Consider the following 20,369-nt stretch of genomic DNA (forward strand, 5'->3'; position numbering starts at 1 on the left):
TCTACCAGTCCTTGCCGCCGGGCGGCGGCTCGGCGCTCGTACGCCGCTGCTGTTGCCTGGCCTCCACGTCGCGTTCCTCGCGCGCTGCGCTGGCCAGGAGCTGCGCGGCCTGGTTCATGCCCAGGCCGCCGCTGGGATTCTGCGACGATTCCGGCGACGGGCTGCCATTGCCCCCGCCGCCCCCGCCCCCGCCGCCCCCGCTCTGCTGCTTCTTGTCGCGCAGCGCGAGCTCGTAGTTCCACTTCGCGTCGAGCTCGTCCGGGCGCAGCAGCAGCGCCTTCTTGTACGTCGCGAGGGCCGCCTGCACGTCGTCGCTGCCGTTGTCGGGGCCGGCGGCGAGGCCGCGACGCAGGTGGGCGAGGCCGAGGTTGAACAGGGCGCGGAACCGCAGTTCCGCATCGGGCAGATCGACCACGCGCTCGAGGGCGTCCGTGGCCTGCTGGATGGAATCGGCGGCGAGCGACGCCGTGCCGTAATCGTAGATCGTCTGGGGCCGCACGTCCCCCTGTTCGATGGCGCTCCGGTAGAGCGCCACCGCCTCGGGATACTGCTTGGCCCGGTACGCGGTAGCGGCCGCGGCGGCCTGACGGCTGCCCGCGCACCCCGAGATGACCGCCACGAGGATCAGCGCGGCCACGGTCGCCGCGGCCGGCCCGCGTAGGGGATCGCCGCGTCGCCGCCGGTCGGTACGCGCGACCAGGAACGCATCGAGCAGCAGCAAGAGGACCGCGGGCAGCAGGAAGAGTTGGTAGCGCGGCGTCCGCGTCTCGGCGCCCACCGACGTGCGCTGCTGCGTGCGCAGCGTGGACAGCGCGTCGCGGATGCGGGCCGCCTTGTCGGTGGCCGCGGCGTCGATGAACGTGCCGTGCGCCGCCTGCGCGGCGGCCTGCAGCATGCCCGGCACGTAGTGCGTGATCACCACCTGCCCGCGGTCGTCCCGCTTGACCGTCATCGTGCCGTCGGGCGCCCGCACCGGGATCGTGGACCCGGCCGTCGTGCCGAAGCCGACCGTCACCAGGCTGATGCCCTTCTCGCCGGCACGCCGCGCTTCGGCCACCACGTCGGCCTCCGGCTCGAACGCCTCGCCGTCGCTCATGACCACCAGCGCGCGGTCGGCGCCGCTGCTGCCGAGCGACAGCAGGTCGGTGCCCTGCCGGATGGCCCGCGACAGCGAACTACCCGGCTGCCCGACGATCGACGGGTCGAGGTTGTCGAGGAAGAGATCGAGGGCCCCCTCGTCCACGGTGAGCGGCGACAGCACGTAGCTGCGTCCGGCAAACACGATCAGTCCGATGCGGTCACCCGGCGACATGGCGCGCAGCCGGCGCACCTCCTGCTTCATCCGCTCCAGCCGATCGGGGCGGACGTCGGTGGCGCGCATGGAGAGCGACACGTCGAGCGCCAGCACCATGTCGAATCCGCGGGTCCGCGTGACGTTGCGCTCGAGCCCCCAGCGCGGCCCCGCCAGCGCCACACCGGCCAGGGCGCAGGCGCCGGCCAGGCGCGCGGCCCGCCAACCCGCGGACTGCGCGAGCGCGCCAGGCATCAGCCGCGAGACCACGTCGAGGTCGCCGAACCGCTCGAGCCGGGCGCGCCGCCGCCGTCCGCCCCGCAGCAGCACGACGCCGACGGCCGCCGGGAGCAACACCGCCAGCGCAAGGATCCACGGGTAGTCGAAGGTCACGGCAGCGGCGCCTTCCACGCGACGAGGCCCAACTCCAACGTCAGGCCGAGCAGCGCCAGCCCCAGCGGCCAGCGATAGAGTTCGGTGTACCGCACGTACGTCCGGGTCTGCACCGGCACGCGCTCGAGTTCGTCGATCTGCTGATAGATGCGGCGGAGCGCGGCGGCGTCGCGAGCCCGGAAGTACCGCCCGCCGGTGATGTTCGCCACGTCGGTGAGGAGCGACTCGTCGATCTCGACCGGACGATTCTCATAGCGCAGACCGAACAGGCCGCGCCCCACGGGCACCGGCGCCATGCCCTCGGTGCCGACGCCGATCGTGTAGATCTTGATGCCGAACGCCGCCGCGGCGCGGGCCGCCGTCCGGGGATCGATCGCGCCGCGGTTGTTCACGCCGTCGGTGAGCAGGATCATGACGCGCGACCGGCCGGGGGCGTCGCGCAGCCGGTTGGCCGCCGTGGCGATGGCGGTGCCGATGGCCGTGCCGTCCTCGAGCTGGCCCGCCTGCAGATTGTCCACGGCCGCGTTGACCACCGGATAATCCGTGGTGAGCGGCACCTGGGTGAGCGCCTCGGCGGCAAACGCGACGATACCGATCCGATCGCTCGTGCGCTCGGCGATGAACTCCTTGACCGTGCGTTTGGCCACTTCGAGCCGATTGTCCGGCTGGAAGTCCTGCGACAACATGGAGCTCGAGAGATCGATGGCGATGACGATGTTGATGCCCTCGCTGGTCACGTTCTCCGCGCGCGCGCCGGCACGCGGGCGGGCCAGCGCGACCACGGCGAGCAGGATCGCCAGGTTGCGCAGCGCGACGATCCAGCGCGTGACGCGGCTGTGCCGCCCGGCGACGGCGGCGAGGACGCTGACGCGCGAGAACACGATGCCCGCGCGCTGGTGGCGCCGGTACCACCACCACCAGACGGGAAGCGCGAGGAGCAACCCCAGCGCCGCCGGCGTCACGAACTCCACGTGCGGGATTGTCATCAGGCCGCCTCCGACTGCGGCGGCGGCGCGGACGCGACGTGCTCGTGGGCCACGACCGCCTGCGCCTCACGCCCGAGCTCGAGCGCCTGCTCGGTGGTCAGGGTGCGGCGCGCGAACTTGATCAGGTCGGCCTCCTGCAGCAGCCGATGCAGCGACTCGTGCGGCACCGCCGCCGCGTCGCGGAGTTCGGCGGCGAGTTCCTCCGACGTGAGCGAGAGCGTGGCCAGCGGATACCGCGCCACCAGATAGTCGCGCAGCACCTCGACGACGAGCGCCACGTAGCGGCCGCGCTCCCCCGCCTCGACGAGGCCGAGGGCGGCGACGCGCGCGAACTCCCGCTCGGCGCGCGCGAACGGATCGACGCCGGGCGCCGAGGGCAGGCCGCCGCGCCCACGACGGCGCCAGGACACCCAGAGCAGGAACGCGATGAGGGCGAGCACGCCGAGGATCCACCACGGCACCGCCGGACTCACCAGCAGATCGCGCGCCGGCTTGGGCACGCGGAGCGACGAGTCCCCCGGGAGCACGCTCTTCACGAACACCGTGAGGCCGGCCAGCGGCACGAGGGTCTGGCGCCCTCCCGCCTCCACGATCACGTCGGGGAGTCCCACGCGGAGCGTGCCCACGTCCCACGCCGCGAGCCGGTAGCTGGCCGTCTGATCGACCGCGCCCGCCGTGTGGGCGTCGGTGACCACACGCGGATCGAGCGCCTGCACGCTGCCCGTCGAATCGGGGCCCGGGGGGAAGATGATCGTCGCGCCGGCGGCGGCCCGCACCCGGACCTCGACGCGGAACGGCTGGCCGACGGTGACGGTGTCGGGGCGAATCACCGTGCCCGACCGGGCAGGCCCCTGGGCCCGCGCGACGAACGCCGGAAGGCCCACCAGCAGGAGCGCGCCGCGAAGTCGCACGGCTAACGCCTCCAGGCCCGCGTTTCGCGCGTCCGGAAGAACCGGAGCAGCGGCTCGATGATCGGCGCTTCGGTGCGGATGGGCACCTCATCGATGGCCAGGCGGCGCAGCAACCGCTGCCGGCGCTCGCGCTCGGCGTTCACGCGCTGCGCGTACGCGGCGCGCACCAACGGATCGCTGGTATTCACGTCGATCGTCGCCCCCGTCTCGGGATCGACGAGGCGGGCCAGCCCGACGTCGGGCAGCTCGACCTCGGCGGGATCTTCCACCGTCACGGCGACGACGTCGTGGCGCTGGGTGAGCAGCTTGAGCGGACGCTCCACGTCGGCGCCGAGGAAGTCCGAGACCACGAAGATGATCGCCGTATGGGAGAGCATCCGTCCCAGATACCCGAGCGCGCCGCCGACATCGGTGCCGCGGCCCTGCGGCTCGAACACCAGCAGGTCGCGCAACACGCGGAGCGCGTGCCGGCGTCCCTTGCGCGGGGGCACGACGTGCTCGACGCGGTCGGTGAAGAACACCGTGCCCACGCGGTCGTTGTTGCGGATGGCCGACATCGCGAGCACGGCGGCGAGTTCCGCGGCCACCTCGCTCTTGAACCGGCGCCGCGTGCCGAACCGCTCCGAGCCCGACAGGTCCACGGCGAGCACGACCGTCAGCTCGCGCTCCTCGATGTACCGCTTGACGTACGGCCGCCGCATGCGGGCCGTGACGTTCCAGTCGATGGTGCGCACCTCATCGCCCGCCTGGTACTCGCGCACCTCCGAGAATTCCATGCCCTGCCCCTTGAACACCGACCGGTATTCCCCGGCGAACAGCGAATTCACGAGGCCGCGGGTACGCAACTCGACCAGCCGGACCTGCCGCAGGATGTCCGGGGAGACGAGCGCCGTACGCGAGGCGGCGGCCGTGGTCATGGACTCTCGATCTTGGCGAAGATGCGGCGCACGATCTCTTCGGTCGTGATCTCCTCGGCCTCGGCTTCGTACGTGGTGATCACCCGGTGGCGGAGCACGTCGGGCCCGATCGCCTTCACGTCGTCCGGGGTCACGAAGGCGCGGCCGCGCAGGAACGCATGGGCGCGCGACGCCTGGGCGAGGGCGATCGTGGCCCGCGGGCTGGCGCCGAATTCGATGAGCGGCGCGAGATCGGGCAGGCCGGCGGCCGCCGGGTCGCGCGTGGCGTGGACGATGTCCACGATGTAGTCCACGATCCGGTCGTCCATGTACAGCTCGGCGATGCGCCGCCGCGCCTCGAGAATCGCCTGGGGCGTGGCCACATGCTCGACGGCGATCGGCACGCCGCTCGCCATGCGGCGCATGATCTCCTTCTCCTCGTCGCGAGTGGGATAGCCCACGCGCAGCTTGAGCATGAACCGGTCCACCTGCGCTTCGGGGAGGGGGTACGTGCCCTCCTGCTCGATGGGATTCTGCGTGGCCAGCACGAGGAACGGTTCGTCGAGGGTGTACGTGGCGCCGCCGATGGTGACCTGCTTCTCCTGCATCGCCTCGAGGAGCGCCGCCTGGACCTTGGCCGGGGCGCGGTTGATCTCGTCGGCGAGGATGATGTTGGCGAAGATCGGCCCCTTCTTCACCACGAACTGCCCCGACCCCTGTTCGTACACCTGCGTGCCGAGCACGTCCGCCGGCAGCAGGTCGGGCGTGAACTGGATGCGCTGGAACGTCGTGTCGATCGTCTCGGCGAGCGTGCGCACGGTCAGCGTCTTGGCCAGTCCCGGAACCCCCTCGAGCAAGACGTGGCCGCCCGTGAGCAGGCTGATCAGCAGCCGCTCCACCATGTAGTCCTGGCCCACGACCCGTCGCGCGACCTGCGCCGTGACGTCGTGCACCAGGCGAGAATCCGCCGACGAAGTGTGCTGTGGTTCCACGGCCGCTCCAACGAGGGGTGGGTGTGCGAAGGCGTCCCGATCTGTACCCCGCCGCCCGACGGCGGTTCTATCCGTTCAGCGCTCGACGTGCTCGGCGAGCGCGTTGATCACGGCCGCCTCATTGGGCTTGAGCGGCCGCGTCGCCCCGCTCGGCAGCGACCCCAGCTGCACCGGCCCGAACCGCGTGCGCACCAGACGGTCGACGTCCAGGTTCAGCGCCTCGCACAGGCGCCGGACCTCGCGCGTCCGCCCTTCCGCGATCGTAATCTCGAATGCCCACCGGCCGTCGGCCAGTCGTTCCGCCGCGGCATGCCGTGCCGTGACCATGCCGTCTTCCAGCGCGACCCCGGTCTGCGCAACGCGGGCGGCCGTCTTGGCGTCGCCACGCACCGTGGCCACGTACGTGCGCTCGATCTCGCGACTGGGGTGGGTGAGGGCGTGCGCCGCCGCGCCGTCGGTGGTCATCAGCAACACGCCTTCCGTCAGGTAGTCCAGGCGCCCGACGTAGACCAGCCCCGGCACCTTGGGCACGAGGTCGAACACCGTGCGGCGGCCGGCCGGATCCGATTTCGTGGTCATCACGCCGGACGGCTTGTGCAGCACGATCCACGTGGCCGCGGCGGGCGCCGCCACGGCGCGCCCGTCGACCAGAATGCGGTCCACGCCCGGGACGACGCTCTGGCCGATGCGCGCCACCACGCCGTTGATCGTGACGCGGCCCGCCGCGATCAACTCCTCGGCCCGGCGCCGCGACGCGACACCCGCGCGCGCCAGCGCGCGCTGGATGCGCATCGGAGAGTCCGTCACACGGCCTTCGGTTCGGCACGCAGGGCGATCGCGAGCTCGTCGGCCCGCGGCAACTCCTGCAGATGCCGCAGGGCGAAATGTTCCAGGAACAGCGGGGTCGTCCCATACAGCAGCGGGCGGCCCAGTCCCTCGGCGCGCCCCACCACGTCCACGAGCCCGCGCTCGTGCAGCGACTTGAGGACGCCGCCCACGTTCACGCCGCGGATCTCCTCGATCTCGGCGCGGCCGATCGGCTGGCGATAGGCCACGATGGCCAGCGTCTCCAGCGCCGCCGCCGACAGCCGCTGCGGACGGGCGGCCAACTGCGCGCGCTCGATGGCCTCGGTGTACTCGGCGCGGGTGAGGATCTGCCAGCCCCCCCCGATCTCCACGAGTTCCACGCCGTGACCGTCCACGTCGTAGTGCTCGCGCAGCGTCTCCAGCTCGGCCGTCACGACGGCGAGCGGGGCCTCGGGATCCAGTTCGGCCAGTTCGGCGAGCGGAATCGGTCGCGCGCTCGCGAACAGCGCGGCTTCAAGCAGCTTCGCCAGCGGCGTCACGCGCGATCTCCACGTCTGCAAAGGGTTGGGGTTGGTTCACGCGCAGCTCGCCGACCTTGGCCAGCTCGAGCAAACCCATGAGCGTCGAGAGGACGAACGACGGCTCGGCATCGCGTTTCACGATCTCCGTCCACATGATGCGGGCCCGGAGCACGAGTAGGGCGCGGATGATGGCCACCGCCGCCGGCACGTCGAGCGGCCGGGAGACGACGTCGTGGACGGAGGGCCGCCGCGCCGCACGCAGCACGCGGTCCACCGCCGAGAGCAGCTCGCTCAGCGAGAGCGCCAGCGGCGCCGGCGCCGAGGGGGCGTTGGGCAGCACGAAGGCGCGCGCGAACTGGTTGCGCCGCTCCTCGCCGCGGTGTTCGAGCAGGTCCACGACCTCGCGCATCTGCTGGTACTCGAGCAGGCGGCGCACGAGTTCCGCGCGCGGATCCTCCCACGCTTCCTCGCCGCTGCGCGGCAGGAGCATCTGCGCCTTGATGCGCAGCAGCCGCGCCGCCATCTCGAGGTAGTCCGCCGCATCGTTGAGCCCGAGCGTGCGGATGCGCAGCAGGAACTGTTCGGCGATGCGGGCGATCGGGATGTCGTAGATGTCGAGTTGCTCTTCGCGGATGAGCGACAGGAGCAGGTCGAGCGGCCCGGAGAACGCGGTGAGTTCGACGACGAACGCCGCGTCGCCGCTGGGCGACTCGAGGGTCAACTGCGCGTCGCTCATCGCGGCGCCCACTGCTGCGCGTTGGGCATCATGAACGGATCGACGGCCCTGAGCAGGAAGTCGCTGACGTGCATGGCCGGCTGCATCCAGAACGAGAAGAAGGGCCCGCCGAAGTACAGCAGCACGACGAGGACGATGATCCCGTAGCGCGACAGCGCCTGATAGCGCAGCGACCACGCCGGCGGCAGCAGGTACTTCATCACGTGCGAGCCGTCGAGCGGAGGAATGGGAATCAGGTTGAACGCGATGAGCACGAGGTTGATCCAGACGCCGTAGGTCAGCATCACCTGCAGAATCGCCACCGTGTCGTCGAGCGGCGTCACGTAGCGGCCCACGAGCCCCACGAGCGCGATCGCCGCCGCGCAGCCCAGCGAGATCACGAGATTGGCGCTCACGCCGGCCAGCGACACGATGATGTCGCCGCGCTTGAAGTTGCGGTAGTTGCGCGGGTTCACGGGCACCGGCTTGGCGCCACCCAGGATCACCTGCCCGTGCGACACGATCCACAGCATGACCGGCAGGAGGATGGTCATGAACGGATCGATGTGCCGGATCGGGTTCCAGGTCAGGCGCCCCAACTGGTAGGCCGTAGGGTCGCCCTGCCGGAATGCGGCGTAGCCATGGGCGTATTCGTGCGCGATCACGGAAAACAGGAGGATCGGCGCAACGAAGAGAAAGCTCTGGAGTGTATTCAACGGCGGGTGCGAGAGCGCGGGGCGAGTCGCTGACTCGCGCGTGGACGTGGCGCGTAAGCTAGTGATGCCGGTGAAGGGTGTCAAAGTACTGTGGCGTCACGACATCCGGCGTTTCACCGCGCTTGACTTTACCCCGCGGCGGCCCTAGGTTCCTCGCTTCGCGCAACCGCGCGAATCGACCGGCAAAATTCGGAGAATTTCGTGCCAAAAATCGCATCCGCGAAAAAGAACATGCGGAAGTCTCGGGCCGCGACGGTGCGCAATCGCGCCCAGCGCGCGGCGCTCAGGACCGCGCTGAAGAAAGCCAAGGCCCCCGGGGCATCGCACGCGGACAAGATTGCGGCCGCGACCCTGGCTGACCGTGCCGCCCGCAAGGGACTGATGCACCGCAACGCCGCCGCCCGCCACAAGAGCCAGATCGCTCGCAAGGCGTAACGCAGCGGACGAGATCGCCAGTAGCACAAAAGGGCTGCGAGAACATCGCAGCCCTTTTTGCGTGGCCCCGGCGCCGGATCAGAGCGACGCCAACTCCGCGCCGCACCGCTCGCAATACCACTCCGTGGGGTAGTTCATGGCGGCGCATTCGGCGCACTTGAGCGTCTTCGGCTGCTCCACCGCGCCGGACGGCCGCAGCACGATCGGGTTGTTGGCCGTGACGTTCGCCGCGAACGGACGTTCCCCGCCCCGCACCGCCTCCGGCACCGACCCGACGATCCCCGATGTGGCGTCCGCCGGATCCTCGCGGATGAACTCGCGCTCGTGCGACACCCGGCCGGCCCGCGACACCAGCGACTGGCCCAATCCGTCGCTGTCGTCGTGCATGACCGCGGCGTCCGGCGGCGGCGAGGGCGCGATGGGCGTGCTGGAGGCGTACGGCGACACCACGGACTTGAGGAACGCCAGCTCATCGAACGCCGATCGGGCGGGCGGCGTGGGCTGCGGTTCCGGTCCCTGCGGAGCCGGCGTGGACTGCCGCGCCGCCTCGGGGTCCGGCATCGCGGGCTCGGTCACGATGCCGGAGTCCGTGGCCGCCTGCGGCCGCGGCGCCGGCTCCGGCGCGACGGCGACCGGCGGCGCCATCGCAGCACCGAGGAGGTCATGGACGCGGTTGAGGTCGGCGCCCACCACGGCCTGCTCGGCGGCGATCTCGGCCAGCGTCTGGTCGGCCTCCCGCGCCGTGGCTTCCCAAGCGTCGGGCGACAGTTCGCCGACGTGCGCGCGGAGCTCGGCCTCGGCCCGCTCGTCGCGCCGGGCCTGTTCCTGCGCGGACAGTTCGCCCAGCCGCGCCGTGTACTTCTCGGCCTGGGCCTCGAGCTCGGTGGCATGCGCCTTGAGTTCGTCGACGACCCGCTGCAGGCGCCCTTCGTAATCCAGGCGCACGCGCTCGTACACGTGCAACGCCGTGGATTCGCGGCGGGCCTCGAGGGTGGAGAGCCAGGCCTCGAACTTGGCCCGCTCTTCCATGAGCGCGGTCACGACGTCGAGCGGCGACCCCGGAGTCTTCCGGGTCATGCGATCACCCGGGCCGCGGCGGCGACGGCGCGGAGCGCGGCCGCCTGGTCGTCGGTCAGCTGGCGCACGCGCCCCAACTGCCGCGCGGCGAGCAGAATGCGCGCCGCGTGCTCGAGGCTCTCCATGCGCTGGTACGCGATGGTGAGGGACGGACCGACCGTCGTCGCACCGTGATTGGCCATGAGGAATGCGTCGTAATGCGGAAGGAAGGGTTCGAACTGGTCGGCGAGGGCCTCGCCGCCGGGCGTCACGTACGGGACGAGGGGGACCCCGCCCATCTGCAGTATCACTTCCGGCAGCACCGGCGCCAGGAAATCCTCGCCGGCAACGCCGAATGCCGTCGCCGTCGGCGGGTGGGCGTGCACGACTGCATGGACGTCCGGCCGCCGTCGGTAGATGCGCATATGCATCCGTACCTCAGACGACGCAGGGTGGTTCCCGGAAACGTGCCGGCCCTCGGCATCCACCACCACCAGGTCCTGGCCCTGCACCTCCCCTTTGGACCGGCCGGCCGGGGTGATCAGGATGCGGTCGTCGCCCAGGCGGACCGAGACGTTGCCGTCCGGGCCGGCGATGAGGCCGCGCGCGTACAGCCGCGCGCAAACCCCGACGATCTCAGCCCGCCCCTCGGCCTCGGCGGCCATCGATCACCCGGTCGCGCGATGGATGACCTGGCCCTCGACGAGGGTGTAGTGCACGCGCCCGGCGAGGGTCATTCCGGCGTAGGGCGAATTGCGGCCCTTGGACTTGAAATGCGCCGGATGCACCGTCCACTCGGCTGCCGGGTCGAACACCGTGATGTCGGCGGCGCTCCCCGTGCGGAGCGTGCCGCCCGGAAGGTGGAAGATCCGCGCCGGCGCCACCGACATCTTGTCGATGAGCGTCACGACGTCGATGATGCCCGGCTTCACCAGCCACGTGATGTTCACGGAGAGCGCCGTCTCGAGGCCCACGATGCCATTGGGCGCATCGGCGAATTCGCGTTCCTTCTCGTCGTAGTGGTGCGGCGCATGGTCGGTGGCGATCACGTCGATGACGCCGTCGCGCACGGCCTGTTGCAGCGCCTCGACGTCGTCGGCGGTGCGCAGCGGCGGATTCATCTTGGCGTTGGTGTCGTACCCCTCCACCGCCGCTTCCGTGAGGGAGATGTGGTGTGGGCAGACTTCGGCCGTGACGTTGATGCCGCGCTCCTTGCCCCAGCGGATGAGGTCCACCGATCCGCGCGTGCTCATGTGGCACAGGTGGACGTGGCCGCCGGTGCGGCGGGCGAGGAGAATATCGCGGATCGCCATGATCTCCTCGGCCTCCGAGGGAATCCCCTTGAGGCCCATCTTCGCGCTCATCAGCCCTTCGTTCATGGCCCCGCCGGCTGCCAGCGTGGGCTCCTCGCAGTGATCGGCCACGGGGATGCCGAAGGTGCGCGCGTACTCGAGCGCCGTGCGCATCATGTGCGCGCTGGCCACCGGTTTCCCGTCGTCGCTCACCGCCACCGCGCCGGCCCCGACCATCTCGCCGAACTCCGCCAGCGCGAGCCCCTTCTGGCCCAGCGACACGGCGCCGATGGGATAGACGCGAGCCGCCCGGGCCCGCTGCCCCTGACGCACGATGAACCCGACGGCGGCCTGGTTGTCGGTGACCGGGTCGGTGTTCGGCATCGCGCAGACCGCGGTGAACCCGCCGGCCGCGGCGGCACGCGCTCCGGTGGCGATGGTCTCCACGTCCTCGCGCCCCGGCTCGCGGAGGTGGCAGTGCACGTCGATGAATCCGGGGGCGACGACGAGCCCGGTGCAGTCGATGCGTTCGGCATCGGCGCCGACGCCGTCGCCCAGGCGCGGGCCCACCGCCACGATGCGCCCGTCCTCGACGAGCACGCCGGCCACCTCGTTGATCCCCTGCGAGGGGTCGACCACGCGGCCGCCGTGGAGGAACAGGGCGCGGCTCATCGCGCCCCCCCGCCCTTGGCGGCCTCGGCCAACTCGGGGCGGCCACCCGAGAGCAGATACAGCACGGCCATGCGCACGGCCACTCCGTTGGTTACCTGGTTGAGAATCACGCTGAATGGTCCGTCGGCGACGTCGGAATCGATCTCGACGCCCCGGTTCATGGGACCGGGGTGGAGGATCAGGATGTCCCGGCCCACGCGCTCCAGCCGCTCGCGCGACACGCCGAACACCCGGTTGTATTCGCGCAGCGACGGGATGTATCCCGCCGTCATGCGTTCCAGCTGCAGGCGCAGGATGTTTATGGCGTCGGCCCACTCCAGGGCGTCTTCGATATGGTCGAACACCGTGACGCCCATCTCGTCGATGGCGTTGGGGAGCAGCGAGCGGGGGCCGCACACCGCCACCTGGGCGCCCATCTTGGAGAGCCCCCAGATGTTCGAACGAGCGACGCGCGAATGGAGCACGTCACCGCAGATGCACACCTTGAGGCCGTCGAGCTTCTTGAAGTGGTCGCGCAGGGTGAGCAGGTCGAGCAGTCCCTGCGTGGGATGCTCGTGGGTGCCGTCCCCGGCGTTGATCACGGTGGACTCGATGCGGTCGGCCAGGAACTGGGCCGCGCCCGAGGCGCCGTGGCGGATCACGACCATGTCGATCCGCATGGCCTCGAGGTTGCGCGCCGTGTCGACGAGGGTCTCGCCTTTCGTGACGCTCGACCCCGACGCCCCGACGTTCACGGCGTCGGCGGACAGCCGCTTCTCCGCGAACTCGAACGACACGCGGGTGCGCGTGGACGCTTCGAAGAACAGGTTGACGATCGTCGCGCCGCGCAGGGTCGGGACCTTCTTGATCGCGCGCTCGCTGATCTCCTTGAACGGTTCGGCAGTATCCAGAATGAGCGAGATCTGATCGCCGGTGAGCGGCTCGAGCCCGAGAAGGTCCTTCCCGAGCGGGCCGGTCACGCGCCCTGCTCCGGCAGCACCTGCACCACGGCATCGCGTCCGTCCAATTCGGCGATCATCACGTCGATGCGGCCGCCCGGCGGCACGGTGAGCGTGCGGCCCACGATGTCGGCGCGAATCGGCAGCTCGCGTCCGCCGCGATCGATCAGCACGGCGAGCCCGATGCGTTGGGGCCGGCCGAAATCGGCCAGTTCGTCGAGCGCGGCGCGCACCGTGCGGCCGGTGTACAGGACGTCGTCCACGATCACGATCCGCTTGCCGTCGATGTCCCACGGGATGTTGGTGGGGCCGACCACGGGCCGCGGACCCACCGTCTGCAGGTCGTCGCGGTAGAGCGTGATGTCGAGCGCACCCTGCGGCACCGTGACTTTCTCGCGCTCACCGATCAATGATACAATTCGCGCCGCGAGTTGAACTCCGCGGCGCTGAATACCAACAATGAGCAGATCGTCCGTTCCGTTATTCAGCTCGACGATTTCGTCGGCCATTCGACGGAGGGTTCGCTGGAGCGATCGCGCGTCGAGAATCGTGATGGGATTGGCGGCCATTGGTACACAATATGGCGACATGGCGCGCCGAAATGAAGCGCGGCGCATCTCCGGGTTGCCCGAACGGCGGCCCCCCGTTTGCTTTCTGAAGTGTCCCGCATCGTCTCGCTCCTGTGCCTACTGCCCCTCCTGGCCGCCCCCCTGGCGGCGCAGGATTCGGCGCGTGCCGTCCACACCGACACCACCGGCCCCGGCGCGCCCGGGAAGTGGCCGTTCTCGGTGGGCGAACGGATGACGTTCGACGCGAAATTCGGCTTCCTCTCCGTGGGCCGGGCCGAGGTCTCGCTCGATGCCCGCGATACGGTGCGCGGCCACGAGACGTTCCGCGTGCAGTTCTCCGTGAACGGCGGCCCCGCGTGGTTCGGCGTGCACGACAACTACACGAGTTGGTTCGACGCCCGGACCCTGGTCTCGTACCGCTACTTCCAGGACATCCACGAAGGACGCTACCAGCGCACGAGCACGTACGACATCTTCCCCCGCCGGGGGTTCTACACGCGCAACGGCAAGGACACGAGCGCCACCGTGCCGGCGCCGCTCGACGATGAAGCGTTCATGTACTTCATCCGCACGCTGCCGCTGACCGTGGGCCAGCACTACGAATGGAACCGCTACTTCATGGCCGACCGCAATCCGGTGATCGTGGACGTGGTGCGGCGGGAGGAGGTGCAGGTGCCGGCCGGCAAGTTCATGTGCGTCGTGCTGCGCCCCACGATCAAGACCACCGGGATCTTCGGCGAAGGCGGGCACGCCGAGATCTGGATCAGCGACGACGACCGGCGCCTGATCGTGCAGATGAAGTCGGGGCTGCCCTTCGGGTCGCTCAACATGTATCTGCGCAGCTTCACGCTCGGCGAGGGACACGCGCCGCCGACCGTCCCCGCCGGCCCCCAGCCCTAGCCGGTCGGTCGGCCGTCGCCCGCCCGGCGCCGGCCGAACAGGTGCGCATTCTGCGCGTACCAGGGCGGCAGGGTGAGCGCCGCGAGTTCCGCGCCGAACGCCGCGTCGTCGGCGCGCAGGACGTAGCCCCGCTCGGCGAACCGCGCCACCCAGTAGGACAGTGGCCGCTCGTTCACGTGCAGCGTGCCGCCCTGCCCCGGATGCGCCGCCGAGAACACCACGGTGTCGCAGGCTGTGAGCAGACCGAGTAGCCGTCCCGCGTGCCAGGGGAGCAGGTGTTCGGCCACCTCGAGGCACACCGCCGTGTCATGCACCGCGCAGTCCGCGCGCACCGCGGCCAGCGCCTCGGGGCGGATGCTCGCCAGATCCAGCGGCCGCACGGCGACCCCGCGCGCCGCGGCACGGCGCCGCGCTTCGGGGGAGCCGTCGTAGCCTCGCAGAGCGAGCCCCGGATCGAGGGACGCGAGCGCCGCCAGGATCTTCGCGTCGCCACAGCCCACGTCCACCACGCCGCGCGGCTTCGTGTACCTGTAGATGAGCATCGCGAACCCCGCCCAATCCCACGAGGCGTCGACGTGCAGATCCCAGAACGGTTCGCCGTAGGCGTCGCCGGCCCGGGAACGGCCGGCCGCGCGGCGCATGGCGGCGTATTCGGCCAACGCGTAGGCACGGCGTAGCGGGTGGTACAGCCACGGCGCGCGGGCTCGGAGTAGAGCGCCCAGGCGCCGGTCCAGCGGGCCTGAACTCACGGATGGGGTGGGATTCGAACCCACGGTACGCTTTTGACGTACACACACTTTCCAGGCGTGCGCCTTAAACCACTCGGCCACCCATCCAAGAGACGGCGCGCCGGCAGGTCTGACCCTGCGACAGCGCGCCGAATATCCACAGCAGCGGACAGGGTGAGATTCGAACTCACGATACCGTTGCCGGTATGCCGGTTTTCGAGACCGGTGCCTTCAACCACTCGGCCACCTGTCCAAGAGCCTCGAAAAATAGACCGCAAGTAACGGGGTGTCAACGCGATGCGGCGTGAGCCATCGGTCATTGCGCCCCGGCCGGCGCGCCGGTATGCTCTGTTCGCTTTCCACCCCCCGCGCTGGAGCATTCGTGACGAGATCGCAGCGGAGCCTTCTCGGTGCTCCCGCGCCGTGGATGACGCAGAGTGTATGCGCACTGCTCGTCGCCGCCTGCGGCGGCGTCGCCGGCCCTACCGACGCATCCAATTCCGGGGGAGACGTAACCGCCAGCTACGCGGCCGCATTCGCCTCTGGCGCCCAGAGCGGCACGTTGACGCTCACCACCCATACATCGGGCCAGGCCGGCGGCACCATGGTCACGGTGGGCGGCGTGACGGCCGCGCTATCGGGAACGTACTCGGCGTCCACCGGCGCGTTCACCGTGAACGGCGGTGGGTATGCGTTCACGGGATCGACCTCGGCGTCGAGCGCATCGGGCTCGTTCACCGGACCCGGCGGCGGCACCGGCTCGTTCTCGGGACTGCCCCAGAGCACCGGCGTCCCGGCCACCTCCTACTGCGGATCGTGGCAGGACGGCATCGAATTCGGATGGCTGAACGTGGTGGTGGGCGGCGCCTCGGTGACCAGCGTGGCCGGCGGTCCCTTTGTCGGCACGGTGGGGCTCATGGGAACGGTCACGGGATCCACGCTCGACGCGTCATCGTCCGGCGGGGCGGGCACGGTGACCATTCACGGTACGCTCGTGACCGGCGATTCGATTTCCGGCGTGATCGTGGACCCCACCGGCAGCGGCGGCTTCGGCGCGTCGAAGGCCGCGTGTACCGCGGCCACTTCGTCGGGATCCGCCACGCCCGCCACGTTGTCGGGAGAATGGGCCACGGCACAGGGCGCGGGCACCACCATCACGGTGGCGCTGCTGCAGGTGGGAACCGGCCTATCGGGTGCAGGCGTGATCACCGTGCAACCGGGCATACCGGCGTCGGTCGGCGGGGGCCCGCCGTGGACGGGCGACGGCTACTCGCTCACCAGCGGCAGCCTGTCGGGTACGACGGTGACGTTCGCATCAACGCTCGTGGGCAAGAACGTGCGAGGCGCCGGCGGGTTCTATCACGGCACGTTGAGCTTTGCCGGCACGGTGTCCAACGGCACCACCATGACGGGCACGCTGACGTATACGCCAACGTTTACGGACTCGCAGGTATTCACACAGCAGACGGCGACGGTGACGCTGACGCGGCAATAGCGCCGGTTCGAACGGCCTCCGCGTACAGACGCACGCCGGAGTACCGCCAGGGCGCCCCGGTCAGCACCAGCCGGGCCATCCAGCCCAGCGTCTCCAGCCGCCGGCGACCCGGGCGACGGTACCAGCCGGCCGGTATTCCGCACGACGACGTCAGGGACGCTGCGGCGCCGACCAGACTGAACGGTTCCTCCGCCACGTGCGTCACGGCCCAGCCATGACGCGCCAGGAAGGCGCGCAGCGCCGCCGGGGTCCAGCGCATGGTGTGCTGCGGCGGATGGTCCCAGAATTCGCTGCGCCCCACGCGTTCGGGATGCGGGTACGCCCGCGCGAATCGCCGCGGCGCCGGGCACCCGATCAGGAGTCGCGTGCCCGGACGCGCCATGCGCGCCAAGTCGTCGAACGTCGTATCCGGTGTCTCCAGGTGCTCGATGATCTGGAACATCGCAATCACATCGAACGGCGCGTCCGCCCCCACGGCTTCGGTGAGCCGGTGCATGCCCGCATCGCGCACGTCACGCCCCGCCGCCCGGGCGGCCGCCACGCTCGCCGGCGCGAAATCCAGGCCGATGGCCCGGTAGCCGAGCGCGACCGCGGCGGCCAGAAAATCGCCTTCGGCGCATCCGATCTCGAGCAGCATGCCACTGCCTCCACGCAACCGCGCGAGCGCGATATCGTGATCGAAGCCGAATCCGTGCGACTGCACGGGGTAGTGGTCGGCGGCCCACGTACGCATGGGCACCATGTGCTCCATTCCGCACCGCGCACAGCGGAGCACCTCCACGACCTCGGCGCGCACGTCGGTGCGCACGTGATCCAGCACCTGCTCGGCGGAGAAGCGTTCGGCCACGTTCGGCTGGGCACTCCAGCCGCCGGCGAGCGCGGCGATGGGCACGCGCTCGACCGATGTGAGTTCCGCGCCCTGGCACGCAGGACAGCGGTCAGCCACGCTCGGCGGCCCCGTCGTCGCGCCGGGCCGCGAAGAACTCCGTGAGCAGCTCGCCGCACGCCTCCTCTTCCACCCCACCGCGCACCTCCACGCGATGGTTCAACTTGGGATGGCGCACGAGGTCGCCAACGGAACCCACCATGCCGGCCTTCTCGTCCCACGCCCCGAACACCAGCCGATCGACGCGCGCCAGCACGAGCGCGCCGGCGCACATGGCGCACGGCTCGAGCGTCACGTACAGCGTGCATCCGGTGAGTCGCCAATCGCCCAATACCCTGGCCGCCTGGCGGATGGCGAGCAGCTCCGCATGCGCCGTGGGATCGTGATCGCGAACCGTACGATTGCCGGCCCGCGAGACGATCACGCCGTGGCGCACCACCACGGCGCCCACGGGGACGTCGTCTTCGCCGGCCGCGAGCCGGGCCTCGGCCATCGCCGCGGCCATCCAGGCGTCGTCCGAGCCGGGCGGCGGCGCGATCGGCGACTCGGCGCCGCCCCTCACGCCGAGGCCACGGCCGCCGGCGTGCCGTGTTCGAAGGCCAGCCCGCCCTTGGCGCCGAGCGTCACCACCACCCGGTCCCCGTCCACGAACTTGCCTTCGAGCACCTCCATGGCGAGCGGATTCTGGACCAGCCGCTGGATGGCGCGCTTGAGCGGCCGCGCGCCGAACGCGGGATCGTATCCCTCCTCGGCCAGCATCTGCTTGGCCTCGGGCGTGACCTCGAGCGTGAGCTTGCGATCGGCGAGCAGCGCTTCGAGATGCGCGAGCTGCAGGTCCACGATGCGCACGATCTGCTCCATGCCCAGCGGCCGGAACACCACGATGTCGTCCACCCGATTGAGGAACTCGGGACGGAAGTGCTGCTGGAGCGCCTGCATCACCTGGCGCTCGGTCTCGGCCCAATCGCCGCCCGTGTGTTCCAGGATGTAGTGGCTGCCGATGTTGGACGTCATGATGATGACGCTGTTGCGGAAGTCCACCGTGCGCCCCTGCGAATCGGTGAGGCGTCCGTCGTCGAGAATCTGCAGCAGGATGTTGAACACGTCGGGATGCGCCTTCTCGATCTCGTCGAACAGCAGCACGGAGTACGGGCGCCGGCGCACGGCTTCGGTGAGCTGGCCACCCTCCTCGTAGCCCACGTAGCCCGGGGGCGCGCCGATGAGGCGCGCCACGGCGTGCTTCTCCATGTACTCCGACATGTCCATGCGCACCATGGCGCGCTCGTCGTCGAACAGGAAGTCGGCCAGGGCCCGCGCGGTCTCGGTCTTGCCCACGCCCGTGGGCCCGAGGAAGATGAACGACCCGATCGGGCGATTGGGATCCTGCAGTCCGGCGCGCGAGCGGCGCACGGCGTTGGCCACGGCCACCACGGCCTCGTCCTGCCCCACCACGCGCTCGGCCAGTTCCTGGTCGAGTTTGGTGAGACGCTCGCGCTCGCTCTCGAGCATGCGCGTCACCGGAATGCCCGTCCAGCGGGCCACCACCTCGGCGATGTCGTCGGCCGTGACCTCTTCCTTGAGGAACTGCGGGCGGCCGCCCTGGCTGGCGAGCTTGCCCTCGGCCTCCTTCATGTTGCGCTCGAGCTCCGGAATGCGGCCGTAGGTGAGCTCGGCGGCCTTGCTGAGATCGCCGGCGCGCGAGGCCTGCTCGGCGGCGGTGCGCGTCTGCTCGATCTCCTGCTTGATCTTGCCGACGTTGCCGAGCGTGGCCTTCTCCTGCTGCCACTGCGCCTTCATGCCCGAACTCTTCTCGGTGAGTTCGGCCAGTTCCCGCTCGATCGCTTCGCGCCGTTCCACGGACGCCTTGTCCTTCTCCTTCTTGAGGGCGGTGCGCTCGATCTCGAGTTGCATCACGCGACGCTCGACCTCGTCGATCTCCTGCGGCATGGAGTCGATCTCGATGCGCAGCCGCGACGCGGCCTCGTCCACGAGGTCGATGGCCTTGTCGGGCAGGAAGCGGTCGCCGATGTAGCGATTGGAGAGCGTGGCGGCGGCGATCACCGCGCCGTCGGTGATGCGCACCCCATGGTGCGCCTCGTAGCGCTCCTTGAGCCCGCGCAGAATGGCGATCGTGTTCTCGACCGTCGGCTCGCCCACGTACACGGGCTGGAAGCGGCGCTCGAGCGCGGCGTCCTTCTCCACGTGCTGGCGGTACTCGTCGAGGGTCGTGGCGCCCACCACGCGCAGCTCGCCGCGCGCCAGCATGGGCTTGAGCATGTTGCCGGCGTCCATCGACCCTTCGGCCTTGCCGGCGCCCACGAGCATGTGCATCTCGTCGATGAACACGACGAACTGGCCCTGCGACTCGGTGATCTCCTTGAGCACCGCCTTGAGCCGTTCCTCGAATTCGCCACGGAACTTGGCGCCGGCGATGAGCGCCCCGAGGTCGAGCGCCACGAGGCGCTTGTCCTTGAGCCCCTCGGGCACGTCGCCGTTGATGATGCGCTGGGCGAGCCCCTCGACGATCGCCGTCTTGCCCACGCCGGGCTCGCCGATGAGCACCGGGTTGTTCTTGGTGCGGCGGGACAGCACCTGGATGACGCGGCGGATCTCCTCGTCGCGGCCGATCACGGGGTCGAGCTTGCCGCGGCGGGCCGCGTCGGTGAGGTCGCGCGTGTACCGCTGCAGCGCCTGGTACTGGTTCTCGGGGTTCTGATCCGTCACGCGGTGCGTGCCGCGCACGGCCTGCAGCGCGTCGAGCAGCGCCGCGCGCGTGGCGCCGGCCTCGTTGAGGATGCGCCGGCTCTCCGCCCCCTTGGCATCGGACAGCCCGAGCAGGAGGTGCTCGGTGGAGACGTACTCGTCGCCGAGCTTCTTCGCCTCCTCCTCGGCGCGGTCGAACACGCCGTTGATCTCGCGCGACAGCGTGGGCTGCGCATCGCTCTGCTTGGCGTAACGCCCCATCTCGCGGGCGGCCGCTTCGCGCACCGACGTGACGTTGACCCCGAGCTTCTGGAGCACGGGCACGACGATCCCTTCGTCCTGGGCCAGCAGGGCGGCCAGCAGATGCAGATCGTACACCACGGGGTTGCCGGCCCGGCGCGCCTCGGCGACAGCGGCGTTCAGGGCTTCGGCAGCCTTCACGGTCAGGCGGTCAGGATTGATCATGG

General features: G+C 70.3%; 21 protein-coding genes and 2 tRNA genes. 3 read left to right on the forward strand and 20 right to left on the reverse strand.

All coding sequences use genetic code 11. The annotated features are described in order from the left end of the window. Nucleotide 1: 1 nt before the first annotated feature. The 9 genes from VNE60_07550 to VNE60_07590 form a co-directional block, all read right to left on the reverse strand. Nucleotides 2-1,684, reverse strand: coding sequence for a VWA domain-containing protein (locus VNE60_07550; protein HVB31357.1), 1,683 nt, complete (start codon nucleotides 1,682-1,684; stop codon nucleotides 2-4). After that, nucleotides 1,681-2,670: a VWA domain-containing protein gene (locus VNE60_07555; protein ID HVB31358.1), complete on the reverse strand. Its 990-nt coding sequence runs from the start codon at nucleotides 2,668-2,670 to the stop codon at nucleotides 1,681-1,683. Before VNE60_07555 ends, VNE60_07550 begins: the two co-directional genes overlap by 4 nt. Then, nucleotides 2,670-3,581, reverse strand: coding sequence for a hypothetical protein (locus VNE60_07560; protein HVB31359.1), 912 nt, complete (start codon nucleotides 3,579-3,581; stop codon nucleotides 2,670-2,672). The genes VNE60_07555 and VNE60_07560 overlap by 1 nt, the downstream gene beginning before the upstream one ends. A 2-nt stretch (nucleotides 3,582-3,583) precedes the next feature. After that, complete coding sequence (locus VNE60_07565; protein HVB31360.1) at nucleotides 3,584-4,498, reverse strand: DUF58 domain-containing protein; 915 nt, start codon at nucleotides 4,496-4,498, stop codon at nucleotides 3,584-3,586. Further along, nucleotides 4,495-5,469: an AAA family ATPase gene (locus VNE60_07570; protein ID HVB31361.1), complete on the reverse strand. Its 975-nt coding sequence runs from the start codon at nucleotides 5,467-5,469 to the stop codon at nucleotides 4,495-4,497. The genes VNE60_07565 and VNE60_07570 overlap by 4 nt, the downstream gene beginning before the upstream one ends. A gap of 75 nt (nucleotides 5,470-5,544) precedes the next feature. After that, nucleotides 5,545-6,276, reverse strand: coding sequence for a pseudouridine synthase (locus VNE60_07575; protein ID HVB31362.1), 732 nt, complete (start codon nucleotides 6,274-6,276; stop codon nucleotides 5,545-5,547). After that, nucleotides 6,273-6,815 (reverse strand): SMC-Scp complex subunit ScpB, encoded by a 543-nt coding sequence (gene scpB, locus VNE60_07580; protein HVB31363.1) that lies wholly within the window; start codon nucleotides 6,813-6,815, stop codon nucleotides 6,273-6,275. Before scpB ends, VNE60_07575 begins: the two co-directional genes overlap by 4 nt. Next, entirely contained in the window at nucleotides 6,790-7,533 is a 744-nt protein-coding gene (locus VNE60_07585) for a ScpA family protein (GenBank protein HVB31364.1), read from the reverse strand. The genes scpB and VNE60_07585 overlap by 26 nt, the downstream gene beginning before the upstream one ends. Continuing rightward, nucleotides 7,530-8,228: a site-2 protease family protein gene (locus tag VNE60_07590; GenBank protein ID HVB31365.1), complete on the reverse strand. Its 699-nt coding sequence runs from the start codon at nucleotides 8,226-8,228 to the stop codon at nucleotides 7,530-7,532. Before VNE60_07590 ends, VNE60_07585 begins: the two co-directional genes overlap by 4 nt. Before the next feature lie 201 nt (nucleotides 8,229-8,429). Here VNE60_07590 and rpsT point away from each other — a divergent pair, with 201 nt between their 5' ends. Next, complete coding sequence (gene rpsT / locus VNE60_07595) at nucleotides 8,430-8,663, forward strand: 30S ribosomal protein S20 (GenBank protein ID HVB31366.1); 234 nt, start codon at nucleotides 8,430-8,432, stop codon at nucleotides 8,661-8,663. A 78-nt stretch (nucleotides 8,664-8,741) separates the two neighbouring features. Here the strand turns inward: rpsT and VNE60_07600 are convergent, their stop codons facing one another. Genes VNE60_07600 through pyrR form a run of 5 tightly spaced genes read right to left on the reverse strand, consistent with a single transcriptional unit; the run spans nucleotide 8,742 to nucleotide 13,211 of the window. Further along, entirely contained in the window at nucleotides 8,742-9,740 is a 999-nt protein-coding gene (locus tag VNE60_07600; protein ID HVB31367.1) for a hypothetical protein, read from the reverse strand. Continuing rightward, on the reverse strand, nucleotides 9,737-10,384 hold the full coding sequence (locus VNE60_07605) for a class II aldolase/adducin family protein (protein ID HVB31368.1): 648 nt from the start codon (nucleotides 10,382-10,384) through the stop codon (nucleotides 9,737-9,739). The genes VNE60_07600 and VNE60_07605 overlap by 4 nt, the downstream gene beginning before the upstream one ends. A gap of 3 nt (nucleotides 10,385-10,387) precedes the next feature. After that, a complete protein-coding gene (locus VNE60_07610; protein HVB31369.1) occupies nucleotides 10,388-11,683 on the reverse strand; it encodes a dihydroorotase in 1,296 nt (431 codons plus the stop codon). Further along, nucleotides 11,680-12,642, reverse strand: a complete 963-nt coding sequence (locus tag VNE60_07615; GenBank protein HVB31370.1) for an aspartate carbamoyltransferase catalytic subunit — start codon at nucleotides 12,640-12,642, stop codon at nucleotides 11,680-11,682. Before VNE60_07615 ends, VNE60_07610 begins: the two co-directional genes overlap by 4 nt. Beyond that, nucleotides 12,639-13,211, reverse strand: a complete 573-nt coding sequence (gene pyrR, locus VNE60_07620) for a bifunctional pyr operon transcriptional regulator/uracil phosphoribosyltransferase PyrR (protein ID HVB31371.1) — start codon at nucleotides 13,209-13,211, stop codon at nucleotides 12,639-12,641. Before pyrR ends, VNE60_07615 begins: the two co-directional genes overlap by 4 nt. A 69-nt stretch (nucleotides 13,212-13,280) precedes the next feature. Between pyrR and VNE60_07625 the strand changes: the two genes are divergently transcribed. Then, the gene (locus VNE60_07625) at nucleotides 13,281-14,090 is read left to right on the forward strand and encodes a DUF3108 domain-containing protein (protein ID HVB31372.1); all 810 of its coding nucleotides are present in this window, start codon (nucleotides 13,281-13,283) and stop codon (nucleotides 14,088-14,090) included. Here VNE60_07625 and VNE60_07630 read toward each other — a convergent pair. The 3 genes from VNE60_07630 to VNE60_07640 form a co-directional block, all read right to left on the reverse strand. Next, the gene (locus VNE60_07630; protein ID HVB31373.1) at nucleotides 14,087-14,731 is read right to left on the reverse strand and encodes a hypothetical protein; all 645 of its coding nucleotides are present in this window, start codon (nucleotides 14,729-14,731) and stop codon (nucleotides 14,087-14,089) included. The genes VNE60_07625 and VNE60_07630 overlap by 4 nt on opposite strands. A gap of 107 nt (nucleotides 14,732-14,838) precedes the next feature. Further along, nucleotides 14,839-14,926: transfer RNA gene (locus tag VNE60_07635), tRNA-Ser, on the reverse strand. 58 nt (nucleotides 14,927-14,984) lie between these two features. Next, a tRNA-Ser gene (locus VNE60_07640) sits at nucleotides 14,985-15,071 on the reverse strand. A gap of 309 nt (nucleotides 15,072-15,380) precedes the next feature. Between VNE60_07640 and VNE60_07645 the strand changes: the two genes are divergently transcribed. Beyond that, complete coding sequence (locus VNE60_07645) at nucleotides 15,381-16,313, forward strand: hypothetical protein (GenBank protein HVB31374.1); 933 nt, start codon at nucleotides 15,381-15,383, stop codon at nucleotides 16,311-16,313. On the opposite strand, the gene VNE60_07650 is transcribed toward VNE60_07645, so the two are convergent. The 3 genes from VNE60_07650 to clpB are packed head-to-tail and all read right to left on the reverse strand — an operon-like array spanning nucleotide 16,273 to nucleotide 20,367. Continuing rightward, nucleotides 16,273-17,205 (reverse strand): methyltransferase domain-containing protein, encoded by a 933-nt coding sequence (locus VNE60_07650; GenBank protein ID HVB31375.1) that lies wholly within the window; start codon nucleotides 17,203-17,205, stop codon nucleotides 16,273-16,275. The two genes, VNE60_07645 and VNE60_07650, sit on opposite strands and share 41 nt — an antisense overlap. Before the next feature lie 46 nt (nucleotides 17,206-17,251). Next, complete coding sequence (tadA, locus tag VNE60_07655; GenBank protein ID HVB31376.1) at nucleotides 17,252-17,761, reverse strand: tRNA adenosine(34) deaminase TadA; 510 nt, start codon at nucleotides 17,759-17,761, stop codon at nucleotides 17,252-17,254. Beyond that, a complete protein-coding gene (clpB, locus tag VNE60_07660; GenBank protein ID HVB31377.1) occupies nucleotides 17,758-20,367 on the reverse strand; it encodes an ATP-dependent chaperone ClpB in 2,610 nt (869 codons plus the stop codon). Before clpB ends, tadA begins: the two co-directional genes overlap by 4 nt. Nucleotides 20,368-20,369 lie beyond the last annotated feature (2 nt).

The organism is Gemmatimonadaceae bacterium, from assembly GCA_035533755.1.
GTDB lineage: Bacteria > Gemmatimonadota > Gemmatimonadetes > Gemmatimonadales > Gemmatimonadaceae > JAGWRI01.